The organism is Brevundimonas sp. FV1ps31S (genome assembly GCF_058681265.1).
Genome location: NZ_CM178735.1, coordinates 3,269,305 through 3,295,007, shown reverse-complemented (window position 1 = coordinate 3,295,007; position 25,703 = coordinate 3,269,305). Strand labels below are relative to the sequence as shown.

28 protein-coding genes are annotated in these 25,703 nt (G+C 67.3%); 12 read left to right on the top strand and 16 right to left on the bottom strand.

Translation table 11 applies throughout. The annotated features are described in order from the left end of the window. Positions 1–43: 43 nt before the first annotated feature. Positions 44–598, bottom strand: a complete 555-nt coding sequence (gene hslV, locus ACVPT3_RS15820) for an ATP-dependent protease subunit HslV (RefSeq protein ID WP_492041794.1) — start codon at positions 596–598, stop codon at positions 44–46. A gap of 89 nt (positions 599–687) precedes the next feature. On the opposite strand from hslV, the gene ACVPT3_RS15815 reads away from it, so the two are divergent. From ACVPT3_RS15815 to ACVPT3_RS15805, 3 genes are all read left to right on the top strand, one after another. Next, positions 688–1,143, top strand: coding sequence for a BLUF domain-containing protein (locus ACVPT3_RS15815; protein WP_492041793.1), 456 nt, complete (start codon positions 688–690; stop codon positions 1,141–1,143). A gap of 80 nt (positions 1,144–1,223) precedes the next feature. Continuing rightward, positions 1,224–1,634, top strand: coding sequence for a BLUF domain-containing protein (locus tag ACVPT3_RS15810; protein WP_492041792.1), 411 nt, complete (start codon positions 1,224–1,226; stop codon positions 1,632–1,634). Positions 1,635–1,689: 55 nt separating this feature from the next. Beyond that, positions 1,690–2,427 (top strand): HesA/MoeB/ThiF family protein, encoded by a 738-nt coding sequence (locus tag ACVPT3_RS15805; protein WP_492041791.1) that lies wholly within the window; start codon positions 1,690–1,692, stop codon positions 2,425–2,427. A 3-nt stretch (positions 2,428–2,430) separates the two neighbouring features. Here ACVPT3_RS15805 and ACVPT3_RS15800 read toward each other — a convergent pair whose 3' ends face one another. Beyond that, positions 2,431–2,682, bottom strand: a complete 252-nt coding sequence (locus ACVPT3_RS15800) for a hypothetical protein (RefSeq protein WP_492041790.1) — start codon at positions 2,680–2,682, stop codon at positions 2,431–2,433. A gap of 120 nt (positions 2,683–2,802) precedes the next feature. Between ACVPT3_RS15800 and ACVPT3_RS15795 the strand changes: the two genes are divergently transcribed. Beyond that, complete coding sequence (locus tag ACVPT3_RS15795; protein WP_492041789.1) at positions 2,803–4,005, top strand: DUF6880 family protein; 1,203 nt, start codon at positions 2,803–2,805, stop codon at positions 4,003–4,005. Here ACVPT3_RS15795 and ACVPT3_RS15790 read toward each other — a convergent pair. Continuing rightward, positions 4,002–4,709, bottom strand: a complete 708-nt coding sequence (locus ACVPT3_RS15790) for a DUF429 domain-containing protein (protein WP_492041788.1) — start codon at positions 4,707–4,709, stop codon at positions 4,002–4,004. The two genes, ACVPT3_RS15795 and ACVPT3_RS15790, sit on opposite strands and share 4 nt — an antisense overlap. 12 nt (positions 4,710–4,721) lie before the next feature. Continuing rightward, the gene (locus ACVPT3_RS15785) at positions 4,722–5,708 is read right to left on the bottom strand and encodes a 2-hydroxyacid dehydrogenase (protein WP_492041787.1); all 987 of its coding nucleotides are present in this window, start codon (positions 5,706–5,708) and stop codon (positions 4,722–4,724) included. A 63-nt stretch (positions 5,709–5,771) separates the two neighbouring features. Between ACVPT3_RS15785 and ACVPT3_RS15780 the strand changes: the two genes are divergently transcribed. The 4 genes from ACVPT3_RS15780 (at position 5,772) to ACVPT3_RS15765 (ending at position 8,702) form a co-directional block, all read left to right on the top strand. After that, complete coding sequence (locus tag ACVPT3_RS15780; protein WP_492041786.1) at positions 5,772–6,344, top strand: SH3 domain-containing protein; 573 nt, start codon at positions 5,772–5,774, stop codon at positions 6,342–6,344. Positions 6,345–6,421: 77 nt separating this feature from the next. After that, positions 6,422–6,958, top strand: a complete 537-nt coding sequence (gene fabA, locus ACVPT3_RS15775) for a 3-hydroxyacyl-[acyl-carrier-protein] dehydratase FabA (protein ID WP_492041785.1) — start codon at positions 6,422–6,424, stop codon at positions 6,956–6,958. A gap of 63 nt (positions 6,959–7,021) precedes the next feature. Beyond that, positions 7,022–8,239 carry a beta-ketoacyl-ACP synthase I gene (gene fabB, locus ACVPT3_RS15770; protein ID WP_492041784.1) on the top strand — a complete coding sequence of 406 codons (1,218 nt, stop codon included), beginning with the start codon at positions 7,022–7,024 and terminating at the stop codon, positions 8,237–8,239. Positions 8,240–8,243: 4 nt separating this feature from the next. Then, complete coding sequence (locus tag ACVPT3_RS15765) at positions 8,244–8,702, top strand: GNAT family N-acetyltransferase (protein ID WP_492041783.1); 459 nt, start codon at positions 8,244–8,246, stop codon at positions 8,700–8,702. A 216-nt stretch (positions 8,703–8,918) separates the two neighbouring features. Here the strand turns inward: ACVPT3_RS15765 and ACVPT3_RS15760 are convergent, their stop codons facing one another. After that, complete coding sequence (locus ACVPT3_RS15760) at positions 8,919–9,833, bottom strand: hypothetical protein (RefSeq protein ID WP_492041782.1); 915 nt, start codon at positions 9,831–9,833, stop codon at positions 8,919–8,921. Positions 9,834–10,511: 678 nt separating this feature from the next. Here ACVPT3_RS15760 and ACVPT3_RS15755 point away from each other — a divergent pair. Next, entirely contained in the window at positions 10,512–11,555 is a 1,044-nt protein-coding gene (locus tag ACVPT3_RS15755; RefSeq protein WP_492041781.1) for an aspartate-semialdehyde dehydrogenase, read from the top strand. Between the two features lie 18 nt (positions 11,556–11,573). On the opposite strand, the gene truA is transcribed toward ACVPT3_RS15755, so the two are convergent. From truA to ACVPT3_RS15710, 9 genes are all read right to left on the bottom strand, one after another. After that, entirely contained in the window at positions 11,574–12,317 is a 744-nt protein-coding gene (gene truA, locus ACVPT3_RS15750) for a tRNA pseudouridine(38-40) synthase TruA (RefSeq protein WP_492041780.1), read from the bottom strand. After that, positions 12,317–13,240 (bottom strand): methionyl-tRNA formyltransferase, encoded by a 924-nt coding sequence (gene fmt / locus ACVPT3_RS15745; protein ID WP_492041779.1) that lies wholly within the window; start codon positions 13,238–13,240, stop codon positions 12,317–12,319. Before fmt ends, truA begins: the two co-directional genes overlap by 1 nt. 27 nt (positions 13,241–13,267) lie before the next feature. Next, a complete protein-coding gene (locus tag ACVPT3_RS15740) occupies positions 13,268–13,510 on the bottom strand; it encodes a hypothetical protein (protein ID WP_426025816.1) in 243 nt (80 codons plus the stop codon). After that, positions 13,510–14,088: a peptide deformylase gene (gene def, locus ACVPT3_RS15735; protein WP_492041778.1), complete on the bottom strand. Its 579-nt coding sequence runs from the start codon at positions 14,086–14,088 to the stop codon at positions 13,510–13,512. The genes ACVPT3_RS15740 and def overlap by 1 nt, the downstream gene beginning before the upstream one ends. A 44-nt stretch (positions 14,089–14,132) precedes the next feature. Continuing rightward, positions 14,133–14,534 carry an acyl-CoA thioesterase gene (locus tag ACVPT3_RS15730; RefSeq protein WP_492041777.1) on the bottom strand — a complete coding sequence of 134 codons (402 nt, stop codon included), beginning with the start codon at positions 14,532–14,534 and terminating at the stop codon, positions 14,133–14,135. A 34-nt stretch (positions 14,535–14,568) separates the two neighbouring features. Continuing rightward, positions 14,569–15,027 (bottom strand): hypothetical protein, encoded by a 459-nt coding sequence (locus ACVPT3_RS15725; RefSeq protein WP_492041776.1) that lies wholly within the window; start codon positions 15,025–15,027, stop codon positions 14,569–14,571. Between the two features lie 142 nt (positions 15,028–15,169). Beyond that, complete coding sequence (locus tag ACVPT3_RS15720; RefSeq protein ID WP_492041775.1) at positions 15,170–16,336, bottom strand: polysaccharide biosynthesis/export family protein; 1,167 nt, start codon at positions 16,334–16,336, stop codon at positions 15,170–15,172. A gap of 26 nt (positions 16,337–16,362) precedes the next feature. Next, complete coding sequence (locus ACVPT3_RS15715) at positions 16,363–17,646, bottom strand: glycosyltransferase family 4 protein (protein ID WP_492041774.1); 1,284 nt, start codon at positions 17,644–17,646, stop codon at positions 16,363–16,365. A gap of 10 nt (positions 17,647–17,656) precedes the next feature. Continuing rightward, positions 17,657–18,649 carry a KpsF/GutQ family sugar-phosphate isomerase gene (locus ACVPT3_RS15710; RefSeq protein WP_492041773.1) on the bottom strand — a complete coding sequence of 331 codons (993 nt, stop codon included), beginning with the start codon at positions 18,647–18,649 and terminating at the stop codon, positions 17,657–17,659. Between the two features lie 171 nt (positions 18,650–18,820). Here ACVPT3_RS15710 and otsB point away from each other — a divergent pair, with 171 nt between their 5' ends. Genes otsB through ACVPT3_RS15695 form a run of 3 tightly spaced genes read left to right on the top strand, consistent with a single transcriptional unit; the run spans position 18,821 to position 22,833 of the window. Beyond that, positions 18,821–19,579, top strand: coding sequence for a trehalose-phosphatase (otsB, locus tag ACVPT3_RS15705; protein WP_492041772.1), 759 nt, complete (start codon positions 18,821–18,823; stop codon positions 19,577–19,579). 3 nt (positions 19,580–19,582) lie between these two features. Continuing rightward, positions 19,583–21,367: a glycoside hydrolase family 15 protein gene (locus tag ACVPT3_RS15700; RefSeq protein ID WP_492041771.1), complete on the top strand. Its 1,785-nt coding sequence runs from the start codon at positions 19,583–19,585 to the stop codon at positions 21,365–21,367. A gap of 53 nt (positions 21,368–21,420) precedes the next feature. After that, the gene (locus ACVPT3_RS15695) at positions 21,421–22,833 is read left to right on the top strand and encodes an alpha,alpha-trehalose-phosphate synthase (UDP-forming) (RefSeq protein ID WP_492041770.1); all 1,413 of its coding nucleotides are present in this window, start codon (positions 21,421–21,423) and stop codon (positions 22,831–22,833) included. A gap of 1 nt (position 22,834) precedes the next feature. On the opposite strand, the gene ACVPT3_RS15690 is transcribed toward ACVPT3_RS15695, so the two are convergent. Beyond that, positions 22,835–23,815, bottom strand: a complete 981-nt coding sequence (locus ACVPT3_RS15690) for an esterase-like activity of phytase family protein (protein WP_492041769.1) — start codon at positions 23,813–23,815, stop codon at positions 22,835–22,837. Then, complete coding sequence (gene cobT / locus ACVPT3_RS15685; RefSeq protein WP_492041768.1) at positions 23,812–25,695, bottom strand: cobaltochelatase subunit CobT; 1,884 nt, start codon at positions 25,693–25,695, stop codon at positions 23,812–23,814. The genes ACVPT3_RS15690 and cobT overlap by 4 nt, the downstream gene beginning before the upstream one ends. Positions 25,696–25,703: the final 8 nt, after the last annotated feature.

Here is a 25,703-nt window from a genome sequence, read left to right as displayed (position 1 = left end):
GCCTTAAGCCAAAGGGGCCCCGCTCGCAACGCAGCCGGGCGTCTCACCCCTCAAGCGCCTCCACCGTCAGGTTGCCGTTCGTATAGACGCAGATCTCTGCGGCGATCTTCATGGCCTTTCGGGCGACGGCCTCCGCGTCCAGGTCGGTCTCCTCGATCAGGGCGCGGGCGGCCGAAAGGGCGTAGTTGCCGCCCGAGCCGACGGCGGCGACGCCGTGTTCCGGCTCCAGCACGTCGCCGACCCCGGTGACGGTGAAGATCGACGACTTGTCCGCCACCAGAAGCATGGCCTCAAGCCGACGCAGATAGCGGTCGGTGCGCCAGTCCTTGGCCAGATCGACGCAGGCGCGCGCCAACTGGTCCGGATATTGTTCCAGCTTGGCCTCCAGCCGTTCGATCAGGGTGAAGGCGTCGGCGGTGGCGCCGGCGAAACCGGCCAGCACCTTGCCGCCGGCCAGGGTCCGGACCTTGCGCGCGGCCCCTTTGACGATGGTCGGCCCCATCGAGACCTGGCCGTCGCCGGCGATCACGGTGCGGCCGTTCTTGCGGACCGCCAGGATGGTGGTGCCGTGCCAGTCGGGGAAGTTGGATTGGGTCATGAGGTGCAGATGGCGTGAGGCTGTTGCGGGATCAAGCCTGCCGCCATGTCGGATACCGGTGTCATATTTTAACCCTACTTGCCCGCCATATGGACAATCGAAAACTCATAAACTTCATTTTTGGGGGTATAGACTTGCTCTATCGGGTCCTGCTTGTGAGCGAAACTGTCGGGATGATCGGGCGGTCGGTGATGACCGTGGTTGATATTCTCGGCGCGTCTGAACGGAACAATCGTCGCGACGCGATCAGTAGCGCGATGATGTTTCACGAGGGCCAAGCCGCCCTGATGCTGGAGGGAATGCGGGTTGACGTCGATCGGCTGATCGCGCGCCTGTCGACCGATGACCGCCATCGAAATCTGCGAGTCGTGGCGGATCGCCCCGTCGTCCATCGTCGCGTGACGGAGCCGGTTCGACTCTGCGCTCTGTCGGTGTCCCAGGCCGCTGAATACCTGCGCGGTCGCCGGCTGGACGAGATCGCCGCCGACGGTCTGGAAAGGCTGCTGTCATGCGACAAGTTGCGGGTGGGGACGACAGCCGCCTGACTGCTTCTGGGTGTTTCGTTAACCCCTATGGCCGTATTGCGTTTAAGGTCGGCCAGTGACCTTAAGCGTATGAGTAATCAATGAGTTTGTTCCGTATCGTCTATGTCAGCGACGCCGTCGGCGACGCCAGCGACGGCCTTCTGCCCCTGATCGACATCATCGGCGCCTCTGACCGGAACAACCGCAGGGACCATCTGACCGGCGTTCTGATGCGGCACGAGGGCCGGTTCTTTCAGGCCGTCGAGGGGGCCCGTGTTGATCTGGACCGGTTGATGGGGCGGCTGCGGGCCGACCGGCGGCACGCCAATATCCATATCTTGGCTGAAGTCCCGATTGTGGAACGCCTCTTCCCCGGTTGGGCCATGGCTCAGGCCGATGCGCCGCCGGCGCTGGGCCGGTTGCTGAAGGGATCGTTGGTCGATCCGTCGGTTCCGGATCAGGCAGACCGCATCCTGGTCGACACCAGCCGCGCGATGGCCGCGACCGCCTAGGTTTTGTTGCAGCCGCGGGCCTCGCGTGAAGGGCTCCGCGTCGCTAGATGGAGCCATGGTTTTCTCCGAAGACGAAGTCGAACGCTATGCTCGGCATCTGGTCCTGTCCGAGATCGGCGGGCCGGGTCAGCAGGCGCTGAAACGCGCGCGGGTCCTGATCGTCGGCGTCGGGGGCGTGGGGGCGCCGGCCGCCCTCTATCTGGCGGCGGCGGGGGTAGGGACCTTGGGGTTGATCGACGACGACGTCGTCGGCCTGTCGAACCTCCAGCGCCAGATCATCTTTGCCACGTCGGAGACCGGTCGGCCCAAGGTCGAGGCCGCCGCCGCCCGCCTGGGTCAGCTGAATCCACACGTCACGATCCAGACCTTCCCCGAACGGCTGACGCCGGCCAATGCGGCCGAGCGCATCGACGGCTTCGACATCGTGCTGGACGGGACCGACGATTTCGAAACCCGGCTGGTCGTCAACGCCGCCTGCGTCGCGGCCGCCAAGCCGCTGGTGTCGGGCGCGCTCGGGCGGTGGAGTGGCCAAGTCGGGGTGTTCGCCGGCCGGCCCTGTTATCAATGCCTGGTCCCTGAGATCCCGCCGGACGCCGAGACCTGCGCCCGTGTCGGGGTGGTCGGCGCCCTGGCGGGCGTGGTCGGCTCTATGGCGGCGCTGGAGACCATCAAGCTGATCACCGGGGCGGGCGAGGCCCTGGCCGGGCGGCTGATGCTGTATGACGGTCTGGCGGGAACGGCGCGGACAGTGCGGGTGACGGCCGACCCCCATTGCCCGGTTTGCGGCGGCTGAGCCTCAGGCGGCCGTGGCGAAACGGACGTCGGCCAGATCCAGATCCGGGATGTGCGGGGCGAAGCCCAGGGCCGGGTTGCTGAGCACCGTCACCAGCCGTTCGCCGCAATACAGATAGAGGGTCTCGAACCCGACCCAGGTCCGGGCGAGCTCGGCCAGAGCCTGATTCGCCGCCGAGTCGTCGGTCGCGCCCAGAACACAGATGTCACGCACCGGAACGCCCGGCAGGTTGACGATACAATAGTAGGAGTCCAACGCACGCTTCCTCAGACAGGTCGCCGGAAACGAAGCTCGCTCGCGGCGGTTCCTCCCCTGCCCGTGGTTTTCGACAGCCGTGTGAGTCCGGTCCGACAGACTTGTGAAAAAGGAGACCCGATGGCCCGACGCCCTGCCTCGCCCAAACGTCTGAACGCCGCCAGCCTGGCGTCCCTGGGGGCGGATCGGCTGGGCGACCTGTTGATGCAGGCGGCGGACGGCGACGCCCTGCTGAAACGGCGTCTGCGGCTGGTGCTGGCGGCCGAGGCGGGGGAGGAGCCTCTGACGGTCGAGTTGGACAAGCGGCTGACGGCCCTGGCGTCCGCGCGGGCGCGGGTGTCCTGGCGCAAACGGCCGGACCTGCTGCGCGATCTCGACATGCTGCGCCGTGCGGTGGTGGAGGATCTGGCCCCAATCGCGCCTGTGGCCGCGCTGGATCGGTTGATCGACTGGTTCGATCTGTTTCGTGGGCTGACGTTGCGGGTCAAGGATCCGCGCGGCGAGATGACGGCCGCCTTCGAGGCGGCGGCGCCCGATCTCTGGACGGTCGCCCAGACGGCCCTCATGGATCAGGCCGCGATGGAGCGTCTGGCCGCCGCGATCGAACGCCATCCGCTCGACTACGCCCGCTGGATCGGCGCGGCGGGCGAGGCTCTGACCCCGGAGCTGGCGCGGGCTATGCTGGCCGTGCTGGACACCAGTTCGGGCGTCCGCGGCGCTCGAACGGCGATCCGGCGACTGGCGGACCGGGCCGAGGATCTGGATTTATGGCTGTCCATGGTCACGCCTGACGAACAGGGATCGCCGGATTTCGCGGCTGCCGCGGCGCGGCGGTTGCTCGCCGCCGGTCGGATCGCCGAGGCGCGCCAGGCCCTGGAGGCGGCGCTTAAGCCGTCGGCCGCGAACCGGCGTTTCACCTTCGGCCGTTCGCCTGCGGCGGGCCCGCCGACCCTGCCCCCCGCCTGGGAGGCGGCCTCCATCGACCTGCTCGACGCCGAGGGGCGCAAGGCCGAGGCCCAGGATCTGCGCTGGGCGATGTTCGAACGCGACCTGTCGGCGCCGGCCTTGCGGGCCTATCTCGCCCGCCTGCCCGATTTCGACGATGTCGAGGCCCTGGACCGCGCCCTGGCCCATGCCGCGACCTACGCCGATTTCGAGACCGCCCTCGGCTTCCTGATGGACTGGCCTGCCCACCGCGAGGCCGCCGCCCTGGTCGAGCGCCGTATCGCTCAGGCCCGCACCCATTTGCCGATGAAGGCCGACTGGGCCGCGCGGCTGGCGCAGAAATATCCTGACGCGGCCGAACGGCTGCTGGCTAGCTAGAACCAGATTTCCATACGCAAGCCGTTCGCGTCTGTATCGGGAACCTCAGGAACTCGGCGGGCCAAGCCTGCCACACGCCGCTGGGCCGTCCACGCCGCGACCGCAGCGTCGATGATGTCGTCGGTCGAAGCCCCTAATACCTTCGCTTGAGCTAGCAGAGGTGTGATCGAAATCTCGGCATCTTTGAGAAGCCCTACTCTCTGGCTTGCGCCCAAGAAGGACTTTTTGCCGCCATCAATTGTCTTCCCGTTCAGACGCGCGAGCTCCGTGAAGGACACTTCCGGATGGACTTCAAATACCCGATCTTGAAGCGATGGATACATCACTTCGTCGATCTCTCGCATCTTCGGAAATAGGGCGTGAGACTGTTTGGAAAGCCCTCGGCGATCAGGTGAGCTGTCTCGGTTTACTGCCGAAGCCGCTGGGTAATCTGCAGCTTCGAGCGCGGCACGGCATGGGCTGCTGAAGACGGAGGACGTGCGCCCACGTCCCAGCATTGCGCGCGCGGACTTCTCACACCGTCGCCCGCCAGCTTCTGCCGCTATTGCGAAACCGATTGGCATATCGATTGCGACGGCCCTGGCGTCTGCCAGGCGATCGAGTGCTTCAGTGATCGTCTTGACGCCAAAAGCCTCGACGCGATCTGCTTCTAATAAGACCGCGACCCAACCACGTTTCGTTCCGTCGATACCCGCAACCCGCACAGCCGGCGCCCCCTAAAGCATCGCCGGAATGACCCGATCCGGCGGGCGGTGGCCGTTCTGGTAGGTCATGACATTGGCGATGACCCGGTCGCCCATGTCCTGGCGCGCCTCCAGGGTGGCCGAGCCGAGATGGGGCAGAAGCACGACATTGGGCTGGCCCAGCAGGCCGGGGTGGATGGCCGGCTCGTTCTCGAACACGTCCAGGCCGACGCCGGACAAAGACCGCGTCGCCACGGCTTGAGACAGGGCCGCCTCGTCGATCAGATCGCCGCGCGCCGTGTTGATCAGGATGGCGTGGGGCTGAAGCTTCGCCAGCCGTTCCGCCGATAGCAGGTGGTGGGTGTCCTTGGTCGCCGGGCAGTTCAGCGAGACCACGTCCATCCGCGCCAGCATCTGGTCCAGATCGTCCCAGTAGGTGGCGCCCAGTTCTTCCTCGATCAGGGCCGAGACGGGCTTGCGGTTGTGGTAATGGACCTGAAGCCCGAAGGCCTTGGCGCGACGGGCCAGGGCCTGGCCGATCCGGCCCATGCCGACGATCCCCAGCCGCTTGCCCCACAGTTTGCGACCGCACATCCAGGTCGGGGTCCAGCCCTCGAACCGCCCTTCGGCCACCACCTGGGCGCCTTCGACGATACGGCGGCTGACGGCCAGGATCAGGCTCATGGCCAGGTCGGCCGTGTCCTCGGTCAGGACGCCGGGGGTGTTGGTGACGATGATCCCGCGCGCCACGGCCGCATCGACGTCGATATGGTCCACCCCGGCGCCGAAGTTGGCGATCATCTTCAGCTGGTCGCCCGCCCCGTTGATCAGGTCGGCGTCGATGACGTCGGTGATGGTGGGCACCAGAACCTCGGCGCGCTGAACCGCCGCCTGAAGCGCCGCGCGGTCCATCGGCTGATCCTTCAGGTTCAGCTCGGCGTCGAAAAGCTCGCGCATTCGCGTTTCGACCGCGTCGGGCAGGCGTCTGGTTAATACGACCTTAAGCTTGCGAACGGACATTGCGGGCCTTGGTTAGCGGGCGACGGTTCAGGATCGAAGCCCGCACGACGGGTCGTTTCCTCAGTGTCTAGCAAAGCCGCCGCCATCTTCCAAAGCCTGCGACGCCGCATCGCCGTCGCCCTCGCCGTTCTGGGGCTGGGCGTCATGGCCGGCGCGGGCGCGACCATGCCCGACGGGCGTCCCACCCCGACGGGACTGGAGGTGCCGCGCTGGATCTCGCTGAAGTCGTCGCACGTCCGTGCGCGCCAGGGGCCGGGGCTGGACTATCCGATTCTGTGGGAATACCGCGCCGCCGGCCTGCCGGTGCAGGTGATCGCCGAGACGACCGAATGGCGCAAGATCTGCGATCCGGACGGGGCCGTGGCCTGGATCCACCGCACGGTGTCGTCGGGCCGCCGCTCCGTCTTCAACACCTCGCCCGAGGAAGTGATGATCCACGCCGGCAAGTCCCAGGCCTCGGCCGTGCGGGCGCGCCTGTCGCCGCGCTCCCTGGTGACGCTGGACGAATGCGAGGACGGCTGGTGTCAGGTGCGGGCGCGGCGCCTGCGCGGCTGGGTTCAGGAACGGGCGGTGTTCGGCACTCAGCAGAGGGCCTTGTGCAACGCCAACCGCCCCGCCGGGACCGGTCGGGACTGACCACGGTAACCCTTGGTGTTGAGCGAAGTCGCGCGGTCGTGTAACCCGCCAGCAACAGCAGACGTAACGGAACCGCCTTGACCCAGTCCCAATATCCCTCGTCCTTCGATCACGAGGCCCTGCTCGCCTCCGGGCGCGGCGAACTGTTCGGTCCCGGCAATGCGCAACTGCCCGCCCCGCCGATGCTGATGTTCGACCGGATCACCCAGATCTCGGCCGACGGCGGAACCCACGGCAAAGGCTATGTCGAGGCTGAACTCGACATCAATCCCGAACTCTGGTTCTTCCAGTGCCACTTCATCGGCGACCCGGTCATGCCCGGCTGCCTGGGCCTGGACGCCATGTGGCAGCTGGTCGGCTTCTATCTGGGCTGGATCGGCGGCCCCGGCCGCGGTCGCGCCCTGGGCGTCGGCGAGGTCAAGTTCACCGGCCAGGTGACGCCGGACATCAAGAAGGTGGTCTACAAGATCAATCTGAAGCGGGTCATCAACCGCAAACTGGTCATGGGCATCGCCGACGGCGTGCTGGAGGCCGACGGCGAGGTCATCTACACCTGCAACGACATGCGGGTGGGACTCTTTGGCGCCGCCAAGGACGAGGCAACCGGCGCCTAAGCGCCTATATACCGCGGACAGCGCGGAAGACCCCCGGGTCGAGAAGCTTAAGAAGGAAACACCATGCGTCGTGTCGTCGTCACCGGCCTGGGCATCGTCTCTTCCATCGGCCACGGCGCCGAAGAGGTGACCCAGTCCCTGCGCGAAGCCCGTTCGGGCGTCGTCCATGCGCCTGATCACGCCAAATACGGCTTCCGCAGCCAGGTCTGGGCCCCGCCCAAGATCGGCCCGTGGGAAGAACTGATCGACCGTCGCGCCGCCCGCTTCCTGGCCAACGGCACGGCCTGGGCGCACATCGCCTTTGAAGAGGCGCTGAAGTCGTCGGGCATGACGGCGGACGAGATCAAGGACGACCGCATCGGCCTGATCGTCGGCGAAGGCGGCCCCTCGACCCAGGTGATCCTGCAGGCGGCGGCGACCACCATCGAAAAGACCTCGCCCAAGCGGATCGGCCCGTTCGCGGTGCCGAAAGCCATGGCTTCCGGCCCCTCTGCGGTGCTGTCGACCTGGTTCCAGATGCGCGGCGTCAACTATTCGATCAGCTCGGCCTGCGCGACATCCGCCCACTGCATCGGCGCCGGGGTCGAACAGATCCAGTGGGGCAAGCAGGACGTGGTCTTCGCCGGCGGCTGCGAGGACATCGACTGGTCCATGTCCAACATGTTCGACGCCATGGGCGCCATGTCGTCCGACTTCAACGAAACCCCGTCGGTCGCCTCGCGCGCTTATGACGTCAACCGCGACGGCTTCGTCATCGCCGGCGGCGCGGGCATCGTGGTGCTGGAAGAATACGAGCGGGCCAAGGCGCGCGGCGCCACCATTCTGGCCGAAGTCACCGGCTATGGCGCCAATTCCGACGGCTACGACATGGTCGCCCCCTCGGGCGAGGGCGCCCAGCGCTGCATGAAGATCGCGCTGGAACAGGCCGGCAATCCGAAGATCGACTATCTGAACCCGCACGGCACCTCGACCCCGGTCGGCGACTCCAAGGAGATGGAGGCCGTGCGCGCCGTCTTCGGCGACCAGATGCCGATGATCTCCTCGACCAAGTCGCTGACGGGCCACTCGCTCGGCGCGGCGGGCGCGCAGGAAGCCATCTACTGCCTGTTGATGATGCAGAACGGCTTCGCCGCCGAGAGCGCCCATATCGAGACCCTGGATCCGGCCTTCGAGGGCATGCCCATCCTGCGTCAGCGCCACGAGGGCGAACTGACCCACGTCATGTCCAACAGCTTCGGCTTCGGCGGCACCAACGGCACGCTGATCCTGTCCAAGGTCTGAGGCCGTGTTCGCCCTGCGGGTGGATGATCTCAGCGGGGATGCGGTTCGCGCCCTGCTGGCCTTCCACCTGTCGGGCATGCACGCCAACTCCCCGGCCTGTCACGTCAACGCCCTGGATCTGACCGGCCTGCTGCAACCGAACATCACGGTGTGGAGCGCCTGGGACGGCGAGGCCCTGGCCGGCATCGGCGCCTTGAAACTGATCGACGCCGATCAGGCCGAGGTAAAGTCGATGCGCACCCACCCCGACCATCTGCGGCGCGGCGTGGCGGCGGTGGTGCTGGAACAGATCATCGCCGCCGCACGGGCCGCAGGCGTCAAACGCCTGAGCCTGGAAACCGGCCGCGGCGACGCCTTCGAACCGGCCCTGGCGATGTACCGCCGACGCGGCTTCGTGGATGGCGGTCCGTTCGCCGGGTACGAGGCGAATGAGTTCAGCCAGTTCCTGCATCTGGCTCTGTGAGGGCCGTCCTGTGCAAACCGCGGGAGGCGGGACCTTCGCCACAAGTCGAGAACGACGGCGGCCGGCGGATTCGATCTGAACGTCTGCTTTTCGGCCCAAGGTTTAAGTCATGCTTCGACCCGTTGCGGACCCGGTATATTCACTCAGCAAGCTTCTGCGCCAAATGGCTGAGCTCGAGAATGCGGCCGCGCGTCCCGGCCGAAAAGCCAAAACACGCTAAGCAGATCGGTCCGATCTAGGCTCGGTGGCATCTAGAGATATCGAAACGTAGACGGCGGCAGCTATCGGCCCGGAACGACGAACTATCAGTTCGTTTATGGTCGTGTTGTCGTTTGTCTCAAGCTGCTTTCCAACGTGGCATTGCAACAGCTTAGCACCCCACTCCTCCAGTCGTGAGAAGTCACCAGTGCCGGAGTTCTCGATGTCTAGGAACGTCGGTGCGTCGCCTTTTTGGCGGCCGTTTAGGAGGTCGTGCACATCACTAGCCGAATGGACCCGGCAGCCGACCTCTGGATGATCCACCGTTTTGATAGCGCGCAGCGGATACTGCACGCTCAGGGGCAACGTGTCGGGATTGTAGAACAGATAAGCGACCGCGTCCTCTAATCGGGCGTTGATCGCTTCGATCGCCTTGACCTGATCCGACCCTGCGTGAAGCGAGGAATATGTGCAGTCGGGGTTAAATTCGAAAAGACGATGGAGGGCACCAAATGAAACGGTTGGTTCGGGATCGAACCACGGGTTCATGCCGTAGAGAAATCCAGTCTCGTCCTCGTCAATGACATCGTTATTGGCGGGGAACAGGCGCTTCGATTGGAGCAGCCCGATCTTCTGCGCTGCGCGCTTGCCCTTGTCGTAAACACGAACCAAGACCGCAATGTCAGCAGTCTCCCATGAGCCCCAACGGCGAAGGCCGCCGATATTGTGAACCTGAATATGGACGATGGTCCCTGAGGGTAGTTCGACCGGCGCAGTGCGCGGATGGAGGGAGTTGATTAGCGCGTCATCAAGGGTCGTTTCCCTGATGTTTGGATTGTTGGTGATCAGCTCTGTGACTTCGCGATTTGCTACTGCCAGCACGTCGGAAAACCAGTCGATGGCGTCCTGAGGTATTTTCGGCCAATCGCCCATGTTCTTAGTCTCTCACCCATTGCAGGAGCGTAGCCGTAACGCGGATCAGCGAAAATCCTCAACCTTTTGGATCAGACGCTTGTAGATCTGGCGAGGTCCGCAAATAGTGTGCCGCTATATGCTCTGCTTGCCGCCTCGGCTGCCTAAGGTGAGGGTCCGCTTCTCACGTTGCGAAAGTTGGGTGGGTACGCGTGGGCAGCCAGCCATCCTAATTCCGAAAATATTCCGTCGGCAAAACAACCACCTGACTGAAAAATTCGGCCTCCAACCCACCACGCCTTCCAACGGGCCTATACTCCCGTCCGTCGATATCGAAGGGAGGCCCGCCTAATTGCACTCTTTTGCACATTGCACCGTTTTCGAGGGTGCAGTGCAATTTCGGGCCCCCGATGGTTTTGCCGTGGGGTGACGGATTTTTGCGCGTTGAGCGGTCGAAAACCGAGCGCCGCGCCGGTCTTGTCTCCAAAAGCCTGTTTACACGACCGATCCTTGCCCTTAGAGAGCGTCGCCGTGACCCGCACCATGACCAAAGCGATTACCTCGAAAACCACCAGCTTCGGCGGGGCGGTTTCGGGTGTGCGCACGGTCTAGCGCCAACCCCGATCCCAAGCCCCGCCGATGCGCGGGGCGGTCGATCCGGCTGAACCCCGCGCCTCCATCCTTCCAGGAGACGCCTGAATGTCCTTTTCCCCGTCCAATCCGCCGCATGTCGGCATCGTCGGCGCCACCGGCCTCGTCGGCGAGATGATGCGCGGCCTGCTGGCCGAGCGGAACTTCCCGCTGGCCTCGCTGCGCCTGTTCGCCTCGGCCCGGTCGGCGGGCAAGACGGTGCGCTTCGGCGAGACCGACATCGTGGTCGAGGATGCGGCGAGCGCCGACTACGCCGGTCTGGACATCGTATTCTTCTCGGCCGGGGGGGATACGTCCAAGGCGTTGGCGCCCAAGGTGGCGGCCGCCGGGGCGGTGGTGATCGACAACTCCTCCGCCTGGCGCTCTGATCCGCAAGTGCCGCTGGTGGTCGCCGAGGTGAACCCCCACGCCCTGGCGAACCTGCCCAAGGGGATCATCGCCAACCCCAACTGCACCACCATGGCCGCCATGCCGGTGCTGAAGCCCCTGCACGACGCGGCGGGCCTGAAGCGTCTGACGGTCTCGACCTATCAGGCCGTCTCGGGCGGCGGGATCGAGGGCATCCGGGTGCTGGAGGATCAGGCGCGCGCCACCGTGGGGCAGGGCGCGGCCCTGGCCCGCGACGGCGGGGCCGTGGACTTCGGCGCGCCCGAGAAGTGGGTCGTGCCGATCGCCGCCAATGTCGTGGCCCTGAACTACACGCTGGGCGAGGACGGCTATACCGACGAGGAGATGAAGCTGCGTGACGAGAGCCGCAAGATCCTGGAGATCCCCGGCTTGCCGGTCTCGGGCACCTGTGTGCGGGTGCCGGTCTTCACCGGCCACTCCCTGTCGATCAATGTCGAGTTCGAACGGGCCCTGTCCGTGACGCAGGCGCTGGAGCTGCTGGGCCAGGCGCCGGGCGTGCTCGTCACCGCCGTGCCGAACCCGCTGGAGGCCGCCGGCCAGGACCCGGTCTTCGTCGGCCGGGTGCGTCCCGATCCGACGGTCGAGCACGGCCTGGCCCTGTTCGTCTCGAGCGACAATCTGAGGAAGGGCGCGGCCCTGAACGCGGTGCAGATCGCCGAGGTTCTGGTTCAGCAGCGCGGCTGATCCGGCCGCAGGCGGGGTTCAGTCGTAGCGCACGCCGCTGAGATAGAGCCCCGCCGAGGGGGCGACGGGGCCGCACCGGGCGCGGTCCTTCGCCTCCAGCGCCGCCTTGACGTCATGGGCGGTCCAGCGGCCCAGCCCGACCTCGACCAGGGTCCCGGCCATCGACCGGACCTGGCGGTGCAGGAAGCTGCGGGCCTGGAAGACCAGATGGACCTCCTCGCCGAAACGCGAGACGCGGGCCACGTCCAGAGTCTTGACCGGCGACTTGGACTGGCAGGCCACGTCGCGGAAGGTGGTGAAGTCGTGCAGCCCGACCAGGACCTGGGCGGCATGGTGCATGGCCTCGGCGTCCAGGGTCTTCTTGACGTGCCAGACCCGGTCCCGCTCCAGCACCGGCTGGGGCCGCCGGTTTAGGATCCGGTACAGATAGCCCCGGCCGGTGGCGGAGAAGCGGGCGTGCCAGTCGGGATCGGGCGCGTATTCGGCCGACAGGACGCAGACGTCCTGTTTGATCAGATGGGCGTTGATGGCGTTCAGCACCGTATCCACCGGCCAGTCGCGCTCCAGATCGGCATGGATCACCTGGGCCGTCGCATGAACGCCGGTGTCGGTGCGGCCGGCGGCGGCGATCCGGATCCGCTCGCCGGAAAAGGCCAGTATGGCGGCCTCAACCGCGCCCTGGACCGTCGGCTGGTCCTCCTGGGCCTGGAAGCCGTTGTAGGCCGTGCCGTCGTATTCGAGGGTCAGCTTGTAGCGCGGCATCAGCCGAGCACGGTCCCGGCCGGCAGGGCAAAGCCGCGCAACATCTCCTCGGCCGATTGCGCCGCCTTGCCCTCGCGCTGGACCCGGATCAGCCGCACCGCGCCGGCGCCGCAGGCCACGGTCAGGGCGTCATCCAGCGTCGCGCCGGGCGCTCCGGGTCCGTCGGCCAGGACCGACAGCAGGGCCTTGACCCGAACCGGCCCCGTCTCAGACGGCGCCTCGAACCAGGCGCCGGGGAAGGGCGACAGGCCGCGGATATGGGCGTCCACCTCGGCCGCCGGACGGGTCCAGTCGATCCGGGCTTCGGCGGGGGTGATCTTACGGGCGTAGGTCGGTTCGCCGACCTGGTCCGTCGGCGTGACGCCGCCGCGATCGATGGCGGCCAGGGCGCGGGGCCACAGGCCGGCGCCGACATGGGCCATGCGTTCGGACAGGCTGGCGGCCGTGTCGTCGGGCCGGATGTCCATCACCTCGCCCAGCAGGATCGGGCCTTCGTCCAGGCCGAGGCTCATCTGCATGATCTGGACCCCGGTCTCGGCGTCGCCGGCCATGATCGCCCTCTGGATCGGCGCCGCGCCGCGCCAGCGGGGCAGCAGCGAGCCGTGCAGGTTCAGACAGCCCAGCCGGGGCGCCGCCAGCACCTCGGCGTTCAGGATCTGGCCGTAGGCGACGACACAGGCGGCGTCGAGATCCAGGCTCTGGAAGTCGGCGACGGCCTCGGGCGACTTCATGCTTTCAGGCGTGAAGACCGGCAGGCCCATGGTTTCGGCGAAGGCGTGAACCGGCGACGGCGTCAGCTTCTGGCCCCGGCCCCTTGGGCGCGGCGGTTGCGAATAGACGGCGACGATCTCGTGGCCCGAGGCGAGAAGCTCGGCCAGGGACGGCACGGCGAAGTCGGGAGTTCCCATGAAGGCAAGGCGCATGGGCACGCCTTTAGAACTTTAGGCCGCCTACTGCCAGCGGGTGAAGACGCCGCCGCCCTCGTCCCATTCGCCGCCCGCGTCCAGGGCGTCGTCGAAATCGAGCAGCCGGTCCAGCAACAGGCCCGCCACCACGCCCAGCAGGGCGACGCCGGCCAGGGTTGCGACCCCGGCGACGCCGATCTTCTGGCTGCGGGTCAGGCGGCGGCGGCCCTGGGTGTCGATGACCAGGGACTGGCCGCGGCGGATGGGGCGAGTGGGGCGTCGGGTCATCAGGCGGCGATCCTGTCGCGGGCGGCCTTCTTGACCTTGGTCACGGCGCGATCCCGCTTCAGCCGCGACAGGTGGTCGATGAAGAGCACGCCGTTAAGGTGGTCCATCTCGTGTTGGATGCAGACAGCGTAGAGGCCCGAAGCCTCTTCCTCCACCGACTGACCGTCACGGTTCAGATAGCGAATGCGGACGCGGGCCGGGCGTTCCACCTTGTCGAAATACTCGGGGATCGACAGGCAGCCCTCTTCGTAGGTGAAGAGCTCGTCCGAGGTCCACAGGATTTCCGGATTGGCGAAGAAGCGCGGATTCTTGCGCGCCTCGGCGGCTTCCGGCGTGTCTTCTTCCTCGGTTTCGCAGACGGTTCCGTCGCGGTCGCCCAGGTCCATGACGATGACCCGGTCCAGGGCGCCGACCTGTACGGCGGCCAGACCTATGCCCGGCGCCGCGTACATGGTCTCCAGCATGTCATCCATCAGGGTGCGCACCGCGTCGTCCACGGCCGCGACCGGCTTGGACACCTGTTTCAGGATCGCCAGGTCGGCGGGGATGTCGATAGTGAGGATGCGTCGGATGGCCATGGCCGGGACGTAGGCGCGCCCCGGCGTCAGGTCAAGATTTCCGCCTATTCCTTGCCCGGCAGGGGGCGGGGCTTGCGGTCCTGATCAATGGCCACATAGGTGAAGACGCCCTGGGTCACGCGGACGGAGGTGGCCAGCGGCTGGCCGCGCGAGCGTTTCCAGGCCTCGACGTGGATGCGGATCGAGGTGCGGCCTGTGCCGATGACCTCGGCGTAGATGCTGACCTCGTCGCCGACGGCGACCGGCTGGTGAAACACCATGCCGTCCAGCGCCACGGTGGCGCAGCGGCCCTGGGCCAGTTCGAAGGCCGGGGTGGCGCCCGCGACGTCCATCTGGGCCAGCAGCCAGCCACCGAAGATATCGCCCTCGGGATTGGTGTCGGCCGGCATGGCGATGATACGCCCGACCGGGCGGCTTTCGGGCGGGTGCTGGGGAAGGTCTGGCATCGGAGGCTCTGGCGTTCGGGGAGAGACCGGACTTCTAGCGGGGCTTTGCGGCCTTGTCGCGTTTGGCGCGGGGCTTCCTGACTGGCGGCGTCGGTGCTGAAGGAGGGGCCGGGGTTGCGGCCGGATGCGGCGGTTTCGTCGTTTTCGCGTCCCTGAGCGCGCGCCAGGCCCCGCCCAGCTCCATCGCGGTCAGAAGATGATCCTCGGTGAGGCGGGCGCGTCGCGCCGCGCGAAGCTCTTCGATCTCGTTCAGCAGCCGCGAGGCCGCGCGCAGGTCGGCGCGGTTCGATCGCGCGCCCAGATTCTGCAGGCGCGCGAACCGCCAGCCGGCCTCGGCAGGATGTTCGAGCGCGAGCGCGAAGCGCGCCTCGGGCTTTATCTGGACGCCGATGAAGCTCCAGTCCCCGTCCGGGGCCTTGCGGTAATGGCCTGTCCGGGTCGGCAGACCGGCTTTGGCATAGACGTCCAGCGCGCCGGCCTCGATCTCGTCCAATGCCCGATCAAGCGGTCCCGGTTCGGAGGATTCGATGTCCGGCGGGCGGTCAAACGGATCTGTGCCGGCGACCTCGGCGTTTCCGGCTCGGGGACCGGCGGGGGCGGTCAGACGCGACAGCAGGGCGCGCCAGCGCGCCACGTCAGTCGACGTTGATCGCGCTGGTCACCGACACGTCATAGACGACGCGGGTCACGCTCTGGACGAACTCGAAGAATTTGCGGGCCTCGGCGGCGCCGGCCAGCGGCACATAGATCACGTCTTCCGGCATGATCTGCATATTGGTGGCGGCGAAGACGTTGGCGGCCTCGTTGAAGTCTAGTTGATAGACCACCGGCACCCCCTTCGGAGTGGCGGGTTGGGTGATGCCCAGGGCCTCGGCGACTTCAGGCCGCTCGAAGCGGAAGACCATCACGCGGCGGGCGTTTGCGGTGTTGGTGTTCAATCCTCCGACCTTGGACATGGCGCCGGTCAGGGTCATCGGGCCGGCGGGCATGTCGACCTGGGCCACGGCGTTCAGGGCGCCGAAGGTGGAGAAGCGACGCGGCTTGTACTGGACATTGATCACGTCGCCGCGTTGCAACCGGACATTTTCGCCGAATTCGGTCGTCACCGCAGTCAGAGGCGCGGTGTAGGTCTGTCCGTCGCGCTGGATGCTGATGGTCAGGTCGTCGGTCTCGCGCGCCGAGCCGCCCGCAGCGGCGAGGATGTCCAGAATCCGGTCGCTGTTCACCCCCAGGGGGGCGCGGCCGGGCTGGCGGACGTCGCCGAAGACGTTGACCGTGTTCGAGGCGTTGTTGGAAATACCGACCAGAACCTGGGGATTGGCGACCTTGCCGACCAGGGCGCGGCGGATGGCCGCCGCCGCCTGGGGCGCGGTGAGTCCTTCCACCCGCACCTGTCCGGCGAAAGGCACGGCGACCGAACCGCTGCGGTCCACGGTCACGCCCGGCAGGGCCTGGGAGCCGCCGGATCGGGTTTGGACGGCCGAGGCCGAGCCGCTTCCCAGCGTCCCGCCGAACAGGGCGCCCGACGGGTCGAAGATGGAGACGGCCAGGGTGTCGCCCTCGCCGATGACATCGGCCGGCCGCTCGCTGGAGGCTGCGGCGAGCGTGCCGAAGAATTTCGGCGGAACCGCGTTCATCCGCTCCGTGACTTCATAGGTCAGGGGCACCAGCGCATAGCTGCCCTGGGCCTGGGCCGTGGTCGCCCCGGCGTCGACCGAGGCTCCGGAAGGCCCGTCACGCGGCAGGGTGGAGCAGCCGCCGAGAATGGCGACGATGGCGAGCGGCAGGATGGTGCGAGTCATGCGGTCGGCCCTTGTTCGCGGCTTGATTACAAGGCTTTGGTAGCCGCCGCCAGAGGCGAGACGGGCGTCAGCCCGATCGCTTCCGCGACGATGTCGAAATGCATCGACCAGGAGGGATGCGGCCGGGACGAAACCGGCGCGCGCGGCGTGAAGGTCGCCCGCTCGATCGCCGCCAACCAGCCCAGGCCGTCCAGGGGGTCGATCAACTCTGCGCCCGGCGTCAGTTCCCGATGGGGCGGGATATCGGACGCGATCAGCGAAAGCCCCATGGCCACCGCTTCCACGGCGGGCAGGTCGAAGCCTTCGACCGAAGAGGGGGCCACCACCGCCCGCGCGCCCCGCATCAGGCGGGCCAACAGGGCGTCGGACAGGTTGGAGGCCTGGTGGACCACGCCCCGCAGGTTCGGCGACCGCTGCAGGTGATCCAGAACCGCCTCGTTTTCCCAGCCGTAGCGGCCGACCAGGACGAGCGACGGCGTGCGCTCGCCCAGGCGTTCCTCCAGGCGTCGCCAAAGGGTCAGCAGAAGCGCCAGATTCTTGCGCGCCTCTATGGTGCCGATATGGATGAAATAGGGGCGCGCCGCCTCGAAGCCAGGGCCGGAGACGAAGGCGGGCTCCAGCCCCAGATGTGCGACATGGACCGGCGGCTGGGGCAGACCCTCTTGCGACGCGAAGACGCGCAGTCGGTCGCCGGTATAGGCCGAATTGACGATCACCCGACTGGCGTGACGCAGGGTGTTGGCCACGCGGGCGTGATGCTTGTCGCCGTCGCCAGGGCGGCAGAATTCGGGATGGGTGACGGGGATCAGGTCGTGGATCAGCACGACCCGCTCGATCCCGGCCGCCTCCAGTTCCCGCAGGGTGGCCGGGTCGTGAAGCGTGGTGTGGCCCACGTTCAGATAGAGGTCGGCGGCCGGCACGGCGGCGACATGGCGCGAGCGGAAGAACTGTTTCAGCACCCGTCCCTTGTCGGCGGGCTTGTCCGGGGTCGGCAAAGGGGGCGGGCTGATCACGGACTCGCTGGGGCGGATCGGGTTGGCCAGGGCGGCCAGCAGCCGCGCCTCATGCGTCGGATCGCCGGGCGCGCCGGCCGCGCCGTTCCAGCGCGCCCGCAGGTCGGCGACAAAGCGGCGGAACCACTCGGTCTCGACCGCGACCAGCCGGTTCTTGCGGCCGCGCACGGGTATGGTGACGACGTCGGGCCGCGACAGCAGCCATTCGGCATAGGCCAGACAGACCCGATCCACGCCAGTTGGGGCGGAGCGGTCGGCCCGGCTCATCAGCCGGCTGGCGTCATAGAGGATACGCATCACCGGGCGCTCAGGCGACGTAGCCGGCCTGCATCAGTTCGGCGACATGGACGATGGCGGTCGGCCGCCCTTCCTCGACCACGAACAGGTTGGAGATCTTGTTGGCGGTCAGCAGATCCACGACGTCGCTCATCCGGGCGGTGGGGTCGACTGTGATCGGATTGGCCCCCATGATGTCGGCCGCCGTCAGGCCGTTGATGTCGCGTTGGAAGGCGCGGCGCAGGTCGCCGTCGGTCACGATCCCGGCCAGGGATCCGTCCGCCTGCAGCACAGCAACCGCGCCCTTGCGGCCCTCGGTGATGGCCGAGACCACCTCGCTGAAGGAGGCGTTCAGCGGCACGCTGGCCGGGGCCGCGGCATTGTCCCCCATCCATTCCCGTACGCTCTGCAGGCTCATGCCCAGGGCGCCGCCGGGATGGTGCAGGCCGAAATCGAGCGCGCTGAACCCCCGTCGGTCCATCAGCACCATGGCCAGGGCGTCGCCGAGGGCCAGGGTCATCAGGGTCGACGTCGTGGGCGCAAGGCCGTTAGGGCATGCCTCGGCCACGCTGGGCATGGTCAGGCAGACGGCGGCGTTGCGGCCCAGGAAGCTGGCGGGACGCTGGGTGATGGCGATGACGGGAATGCCGTTGCGCTGGCAATAGATCAGCGGATCGCGCAGTTCGCGGCTCTCGCCCGAGTTGGAAATGGCCAGCACGGTGACGTCGGGCCGCAGCATCCCCAGGTCGCCGTGGCTCATCTCGGCCGGATGGACGAAGAAGGCGTTGGTGCCGGTCGAGGCCAGGGTCGCGGCGATCTTGCCGCCGATATGGCCCGACTTGCCCATGCCGGTGACGATCACATAGCCTGGCCGGCTCATGATCACATCGACCGCGCGGGCCAGGGACACGTCGATCGTCCGTTCCAGCGCCTCCAGCGCCTCGATGTTGAGCCGCATCACCTCGCGGGCGCGGTCGGTCATAGCGGCGATGTCTTCGGAGGACGAATGGACGATCTCGGTCATGGTCTGACAAGGCCCGCTTTCGGGCTCTCCTTGGTTCGAGCCGCGCGATCTGCCCCATCCCCAGGCCGCGCGCAACATGACCCTTCAGACGACTTTGTCGCTTTCGGGTCAACCTTTGCCGCACTGGTGCGTTAAGCGACCCAGGGGAAGTCAAAAAGAGTTCGTATCCATATGCCGTCTCACGCCGGAGCCGCCGCGCGGCTGTTGCCCAAGCCGCCCGTCCTCGCAGACGGGGTGGCCCTGTTCCTTGACATGGACGGGGTGCTGGCCCCGATGGCGCCGACGCCCGACGCCGTTGGGCCGGTGGCCCGTCGTACCGAGGCGCTGATGGCCGTCGAGGCGCGGCTGGCGGGTCGTGTCGCCATCGTCAGCGGACGAACCATCGTCGAGATCGACAGGATTTCCGGTCGCGCCCTGACCTCGGCCTCGGGCGTCCACGGGCTGGAGCGTCGCCTCAAGGACGGATCGATCCAGCGTGGCGAACCCGACGCCGGCGTGGTCGAGGCCCTCGCCGCCTTCCAGGCCTTCGCCGCCGACCGGCCGGGCATGATCGTCGAGGACAAGGGGGTTTCAGCCGGCCTGCACTATCGGCAGGCGCCGGACCAGGCCGCCGCCGCCGAACGGCTGGCGCAGCGTCTCCAGACCGAGACCGGCCTGACCCTGCAGCCCGGCCATATGGTGCTGGAGTTGAAGACGCCCGGAGCCGACAAGGGCACCGCCGTGACCGATTTCATGCGGGATGAACCGTTCAAGGGGGCCATGCCGGTGATGCTGGGCGACGATCTGACCGACGAACATGGGTTCAGGGCCGCCGCCGCGCTCGGCGGCTACGGCGTGCTGGTCGGGCCTGAACGCGAAACCGCCGCCCGCTATCGCCTAGACGACGTCGACGCCGTCCTGACCTGGCTCGAAGCCGTAGCAAAGGCCTGATCGATGAAACCCAATCTGGACCTGTTTCCGATCGGCAACTGCGCCATCAGCGCCCTGATCGACCGCCGTGGCCGGTTCGTCTGGGCCTGCGCGCCGCGGGTTGACGGCGACCCCGTGTTTTCGGCTCTGATGGATGGTGAGGACCCGGACCACGGCTTCTGGGCCGTCGAACTGGAAGGCCTGAAACACGTCAGCCAGGCCTATGTGCGCAACACCCCGGTGCTGCGCACCGTCCTTACGGCCGAGGACGGGGCGGCGGTCGAGGTGATCGATTTCGCGCCGCGCCATCCGAAACATTCGCGGACCTACCGGCCGCTGGCCTTCGGGCGGATCGTCCGCCCGCTGCAGGGCACGCCGCGCATCCGGATCCGGCTTCGCCCCGCCGCCGACTGGGGCGCGAAGCCGGCGCCCCACACCTCAGGCTCGAACCATATTCGCTTCCAGTGTCCGGACGTGACCTTCCGTCTTACGACCGACTGCCCGGTGTCGCATGTGCTGGAAGAGCGGGTCTTCCGCCTGGAGCGCCCGCACGCCTTCTTCTTCGGACCGGACGAAGGCTATGATCAGGACGTCGGCCCCGGCGTCCAGGCGGCGCTGGATCGGACCGTGGCCTATTGGCAGGACTGGGTGCGAAAACTCTATCTGCCGCTGGACTATCAGGAGGCCGTGATCCGCGCGGCCATCACCCTGAAGCTCTGCGCCTATGAGGAGACGGGAGCCATCGTCGCCGCCATGACCACCTCGGTGCCCGAGTTCAAGGAGAGCGGGCGCAACTGGGATTATCGCTACTGCTGGATCCGCGACGCCTATTACACCGTGCGAGCCCTGAACCGGCTGGGCGCGGTCGATATTCTGGAGAACTATCTGGGCTATCTGCGCAATCTGGTAGATGACTCGGCCGGGGGGCATGTGCAGCCGGTCTATGGCGTGGGTCTAGAGCCCGGAATCGGCGAAAGCATCGTCGATACGGTCGAGGGCTATCGCGGCATGAAACCGGTGCGGATCGGCAATCAGGCGCATGAGCATCTGCAGCATGACGTGTACGGACAGATCGTGCTTCCGCTGGTCCAGGCCTTCTACGATCAACGACTGCTGCGTCCCGGCACGATCGCGGATTTCCACGCCCTGGAGAAGGTCGGCGAGCGCGCCTTCGCCATGCACGATCAGACCGACGCCGGTCTGTGGGAGTTCCGCACTATTGCGCGCGTCCACACCTATTCGTCGGTCATGTGCTGGGCGGCGTGTGATCGCCTGGCCAAGGCAGCGGATCATCTGGGCTTGACGGGACGAGGCGAGGTCTGGCGTCAGCGGGCCGCCACCATCCGCGAGCGGATCGAAGCCGAAACCTTCCTTCCGGACGAGGGCCGGTTTGCGGCGAGCTTCGGCGGGCGTGAACTGGACGCCTCCCTGCTTCAGCTGACAGATCTTGGCTTCCTCGACGCCCTTGATCCCCGCCAGGTGGCGACCTTCGACGCCATCGAGCGCGACCTGAAAAAGGGGCCCTTCCTGTTCCGCTACGTCGAGCCGGACGATTTTGGCGAACCGGAAACCGCCTTCAACTTCTGCACCTTCTGGTTCATCGAGGCTCTGCACCAGAACGGCCGGGTCGAGGAGGCGCGTGCGATCTTTGAAGAGATGCTGGCGCGGCGCACACATGCGGGGTTGCTGAGCGAGGACATCTCGGTCGAGGATGGCGAGCTCTGGGGCAACTACCCCCAGACCTATTCCCTGGTCGGCATCATCAATTGCGCCGTGATGTTGAGCCGTTCCTGGACCGACGTGCGTTGATACGCCGAACACCTGTCTGACCCCGGGGCTGGGGTCGCTGTCGAAGTGAAGTCATGAGCCGCCTTATCGTCGTATCCAACCGGGTTTCCGCCCCTTCCGATCCTGCCGCCGGCTCGGCCGGCGGCCTGGCCATGGCCCTGTCCGCAGCCCTGCGAAAATACGACGGCCTGTGGTTCGGCTGGTCTGGCGACACCGTCGAGACCTTCACAGGCGAGATGAAGGTCGAGGATCGCGCCGGCGTCACCGTGGGCCTGGTCGATCTGGAGCCTCAGGACGTCGACGAATATTACAACGGCTACGCCAACAAGACCCTATGGCCGCTGTTCCACCACCGGATCGATCTGGCCCAGTACGAACGATCCTATGGCGAAGGCTATGAGCGGGTGAACCGCCGGTTCGCCGAGGTGCTGGCCCCGGTGATCGAACCGGACGACATCATCTGGATCCATGATTATCACATGATACCGATGGCGCGGGACCTGCGCCGCCTGGGGATCAGGAACCGGATCGGCTTCTTCCTGCACACGCCCTGGCCGGCGCGTCAGTTGCTGGTGACCCTGCCGCATCACCGGCGGCTGGTGGAGTCGATGTTCGACTTCGACCTGATCGGTTTCCACACCCAGGAATGGAGCGATCTGTTCACCGACTATGTGGTCAGCGAGGCCCAGGGGGAGCTGTTCGGCCACGGTGGCTTGGAATGTTTCGGACGGCGGGTCCAGACCGGGGTCTTCCCCATCGGCATCGACGTCGAAGGCTTCCTGGCGGCGCGCAACTCGACCCTGGGGGCCCGGACCTATGACCGGATGGCGGCCTCGGCGGCGTTCCGGTCGATGATCGTGGGCGTGGACCGGCTGGATTATTCCAAGGGGCTGGAGGAGCGGCTGCTGGGCTACGAGCAGTTCCTGCACGACAACGCCTCGATGCGGGGCGAGGTCTTCCTGCTGCAGGTGACGCCGATCTCGCGCGACGACGTGGACTCCTATCAGGATCTGCGGGCGCGGCTGGATTCTCTGGCTGGACGGGTCAACGGCGCCTTCGGCGACATGGACTGGCAGCCGATCCGGTATCTGAACCGGACCTACCGCCGCGATCAGTTGGCGGGCATCTATCGGGCGGCCAAGGTCGGCCTGGTGACGCCCTTGCGCGACGGTATGAACCTAGTGGCCAAGGAATATGTGGCCTCCCAGAACCCCGAAGATCCCGGCGTCCTGATCCTGTCGCGCTTTGCGGGGGCCGCCGAACAGATGGGCGAGGCCCTGCTGGTCAATCCCTACAGCCGCGAGGAACTGTCTGACGCCATCCAGAAGGCCCTGACCATGCCCCTGGCCGAGCGCATCCGCAAATGGGAGGCCCTGATGCAGGTGGTGCGCGACACCGACGTCGGCATCTGGCGCGACGCCTTCGTCAAGGGATTGCTGGCGGTCGAGGGCGAGCCGGAAACCGCCCAATGGGCGGGCGCGGCCTGACCTATCGGACGTCGAAGGCCAGCAGCAGGGTGCGCTGGGCCGGGTTGGCGTTGTCGTCGGACAGCAGATAGAGCCGCGTCGCCTGGCCCCGCCGCTCGGCCGCGACCCCCTCGAAGTTGTCGGTCGTGCCGGGCAGTTTCAGCTCGACCAGGATTGGACCCGGAGTCCCATCGGGCGCCAGTCGGCGAACACGTCCACGCATGTCGAACGGCGGCGCGTAGCGGCGCTCGACCCTGAACCAACCGTCGCCCGAAGGCTCGCGATCCAGGCCGGTGGAGCGATAGTCGCTGTCCTTGGGCGCTTCGGCCGGCGGCGAGACCACGACGCGGCACCGCTCGGGCGTGCAGTCCCAGACGCCCCCGCTTTCGCCCAGGACGCGCCAGCCTTCGCCTTGGCGGGGCAGGGCGGCGGCTAAACCCTCCATGCCCTCGTTATCGGGGAAGACCGCGTCGGGCGACGACACAGGCGTCGGCGACCGCAGGGCCGACAGGGGGCCGTAGTTCCAGATGCGGTGATGGCGTTCAAAGCTGATCAGCAGATCGCCAGATCGGGTCAGGGCCAGGCCCTCGGCGTCGCCGTCGATCTTGTCGGCGATCGGTCGGCCGTCCTCCAGCGTCAGTCGGCGCGACGCCAGGCGATCGACGCCTACAAGTCGTCCCCGGGTATCGAGCCGCAGGACGCCGCGCACCAGATCCCCGGCGTCGGAGACGGCTACGAAACCGCCGTCGCCGGTCAGTTTCAGGTCCGAAAGCCCGTGCAGGGGCGAGCCCAGGCCCGCCACGATCTCCACCCCGCCGGCGAAGCGGACGTCGGGGGCGAGAACCGCGCCGGGCAAGCCCAGGCCGACGGTCTTGAGTTCCGCCGGCGCGAAGGTCCAGCCGTCGCCGTGGGAAAGATCAGGCTGGGGCGGGCCGAGGGTGGCGGCGCAGGCCGTCAGCGCCAGGGCGGCCCAGGCGACGGCGAGGCGGCGCAGGCGGTTCATGCGGCCAGCTTCTTGCGCACCCGGCGGGCCGGAACAGCGGCGCTTTCGGCTTCGAACAGTTCCGCCAGTTTCTCGGTCATGGCGCCGGCCAGCTGTTCGACATCGACGATGGTGAGGGCCTTGCGGTACCAGCGGGTCACGTCGTGGCCGATGCCGATGGCCAGCAGTTCGACCGGCGACCGGTCCTCGATCTCGGCGATCACCTGGCGCAGGTGCTTGTCCAGATAGAGGGCGGCGTTGGCCGATTGGGTCGAGTCATCGACCGGGGATCCGTCCGAGATCACCATCAGGATGCGGCGCTGCTCGGTCCGGGCCAGCAGGCGATTGTGCGCCCATTGCAGGGCCTCGCCGTCGATATTCTCCTTCAGCAGGCCTTCGCGCATCATCAGGCCCAGGTTCTTCTTGGCCCGGCGCCAGGGCGCGTCGGCGGCCTTGTAGATGATGTGGCGCAGGTCGTTGAGGCGGCCGGGGTTGGCGGGTTTGCCGGCGCTGATCCAGGCCTCGCGGCTCTGTCCGCCCTTCCAGGCGCGGGTGGTGAAGCCCAGGATCTCGACCTTGACCCCGCACCGCTCCAGGGTCCGCGCCAGGATGTCGGCGCAGACCGCCGCCACCATGATCGGTCGCCCGCGCATCGAGCCGGAGTTGTCCAGCAACAGGGTCACCACCGTGTCGCGGAACGGGCTTTCGCTCTCGGCCTTGAACGACAGGGGGGCGGTGGGGTCGGTGACGATCCGGGTCAGGCGCGCCGTGTCCAGCATCCCCTCTTCCAGATCGAACATCCAGGACCGGTTCTGCTGGGCCAGCAGGCGGCGTTGCAGCTTGTTGGCCAGACGCGAGACCACGCTGGACAGGATGGTCAGCTGCTGGTCCAGCAGGTTGCGCAGCCGCTCCAGCTCCATCGGGTCGCACAGGTCGGCGGCGTCCACCACCTCGTCATAGGCGGTGGTGAAGACGCGGTAGAAATCGACGGCCCGGCCGTCGTCGGCGGTCTGCTGGCGATTGGGTTGCTGGCCCTCGTTCAGCTCCGGTCCGTCCTCGGTGCCGTCGCCGTCAGGGTCGGCGGGCGCGCCTTCGGGGCGGCTCTCGCGCTCCTGTTCCGATGACTGATCATCGGCGTCGCCCTCCATCGACTGGGAGCCCTCGCCGCCCTGCTCGTCCTCGTCCTCGTCGGGTTCGTCGCTGGCGTCGGGTTCCTGCGGATCCGGCTCCTCGTCGCCGGGATCTTCGGACGTGTCCTCGCCGCGTCCGTCGCCGGGGTCCAGGTCCAGGGCGCGCAGGACGTCGCGCATCTTTTCGGCGAAGGCTTCCTGGTCGCCGGCCGTCGCCGCCAGGGCGTCCAGCTTGGCGCCGGCCTTGGCTTCGATCGTGGTGCGGACCAGATCGAGCATGGACTTGGCGCCGTCGGGCGAAGGGCGGCCCGTCAGACGTTCACGAACCAGCAGAGCCACCGCCTCGGACACCGGCACCCGGTCCGCCTCGGCGATGCGCAGGGCGCCGGTCTTCTCGAGCCGCGTCAACAGGGCCGCGCCCAGATTGTCGCGCACCCCGGCCAGATATTCAGAGCCCACGGCCTCGACGCGCGCCTGTTCGACCGCGTCGAACACCTCGGCCGCGCGACTGTCGACGGGCCGCATCCGGGCGTTGACCGCCGTGTCATGGTTGGCCAGGCGCAGGGCCAGACGGTCGGCCTGGCCTCGCAAGGAGGCGCTCTCGGGGCCGGACGGATCACGCGGCGGATGCGGCAGGGTCAGGACCCCGCCGACCAGCTTCGGCCCGTCCGACCCGAACACCACTTCCAACTCGGGCTGTTCGGCCAGGGCGCGGGCGGCATGGCCCAGCGCGCGCTTGAAGGTTTCGGCGGGAGTATCCTGGGCGGCCATGGCCTCCA

Excerpts from the sequence above, each read along its gene's own strand:
- hslV (WP_492041794.1), bottom strand. The coding sequence starts at position 598 with ATGACCCAATCCAACTTCCCCGACTGGCACGGCACCACCATCCTGGCG.
- ACVPT3_RS15815 (WP_492041793.1), top strand. The coding sequence starts at position 688 with ATGGACAATCGAAAACTCATAAACTTCATTTTTGGGGGTATAGACTTG.
- ACVPT3_RS15810 (WP_492041792.1), top strand. The coding sequence starts at position 1,224 with ATGAGTTTGTTCCGTATCGTCTATGTCAGCGACGCCGTCGGCGACGCC.
- ACVPT3_RS15805 (WP_492041791.1), top strand. The coding sequence starts at position 1,690 with ATGGTTTTCTCCGAAGACGAAGTCGAACGCTATGCTCGGCATCTGGTC.
- ACVPT3_RS15795 (WP_492041789.1), top strand. The coding sequence starts at position 2,803 with ATGGCCCGACGCCCTGCCTCGCCCAAACGTCTGAACGCCGCCAGCCTG.
- ACVPT3_RS15785 (WP_492041787.1), bottom strand. The coding sequence starts at position 5,708 with ATGTCCGTTCGCAAGCTTAAGGTCGTATTAACCAGACGCCTGCCCGAC.
- fabB (WP_492041784.1), top strand. The coding sequence starts at position 7,022 with ATGCGTCGTGTCGTCGTCACCGGCCTGGGCATCGTCTCTTCCATCGGC.
- ACVPT3_RS15760 (WP_492041782.1), bottom strand. The coding sequence starts at position 9,833 with ATGGGCGATTGGCCGAAAATACCTCAGGACGCCATCGACTGGTTTTCC.
- ACVPT3_RS15755 (WP_492041781.1), top strand. The coding sequence starts at position 10,512 with ATGTCCTTTTCCCCGTCCAATCCGCCGCATGTCGGCATCGTCGGCGCC.
- truA (WP_492041780.1), bottom strand. The coding sequence starts at position 12,317 with ATGCCGCGCTACAAGCTGACCCTCGAATACGACGGCACGGCCTACAAC.
- fmt (WP_492041779.1), bottom strand. The coding sequence starts at position 13,240 with ATGCGCCTTGCCTTCATGGGAACTCCCGACTTCGCCGTGCCGTCCCTG.
- ACVPT3_RS15740 (WP_426025816.1), bottom strand. The coding sequence starts at position 13,510 with ATGACCCGACGCCCCACTCGCCCCATCCGCCGCGGCCAGTCCCTGGTC.
- def (WP_492041778.1), bottom strand. The coding sequence starts at position 14,088 with ATGGCCATCCGACGCATCCTCACTATCGACATCCCCGCCGACCTGGCG.
- ACVPT3_RS15730 (WP_492041777.1), bottom strand. The coding sequence starts at position 14,534 with ATGCCAGACCTTCCCCAGCACCCGCCCGAAAGCCGCCCGGTCGGGCGT.
- ACVPT3_RS15720 (WP_492041775.1), bottom strand. The coding sequence starts at position 16,336 with ATGACTCGCACCATCCTGCCGCTCGCCATCGTCGCCATTCTCGGCGGC.
- ACVPT3_RS15715 (WP_492041774.1), bottom strand. The coding sequence starts at position 17,646 with ATGCGTATCCTCTATGACGCCAGCCGGCTGATGAGCCGGGCCGACCGC.
- ACVPT3_RS15710 (WP_492041773.1), bottom strand. The coding sequence starts at position 18,649 with ATGACCGAGATCGTCCATTCGTCCTCCGAAGACATCGCCGCTATGACC.
- otsB (WP_492041772.1), top strand. The coding sequence starts at position 18,821 with ATGCCGTCTCACGCCGGAGCCGCCGCGCGGCTGTTGCCCAAGCCGCCC.
- ACVPT3_RS15700 (WP_492041771.1), top strand. The coding sequence starts at position 19,583 with ATGAAACCCAATCTGGACCTGTTTCCGATCGGCAACTGCGCCATCAGC.
- ACVPT3_RS15695 (WP_492041770.1), top strand. The coding sequence starts at position 21,421 with ATGAGCCGCCTTATCGTCGTATCCAACCGGGTTTCCGCCCCTTCCGAT.
- ACVPT3_RS15690 (WP_492041769.1), bottom strand. The coding sequence starts at position 23,815 with ATGAACCGCCTGCGCCGCCTCGCCGTCGCCTGGGCCGCCCTGGCGCTG.
- cobT (WP_492041768.1), bottom strand. The coding sequence starts at position 25,695 with ATGGCCGCCCAGGATACTCCCGCCGAAACCTTCAAGCGCGCGCTGGGC.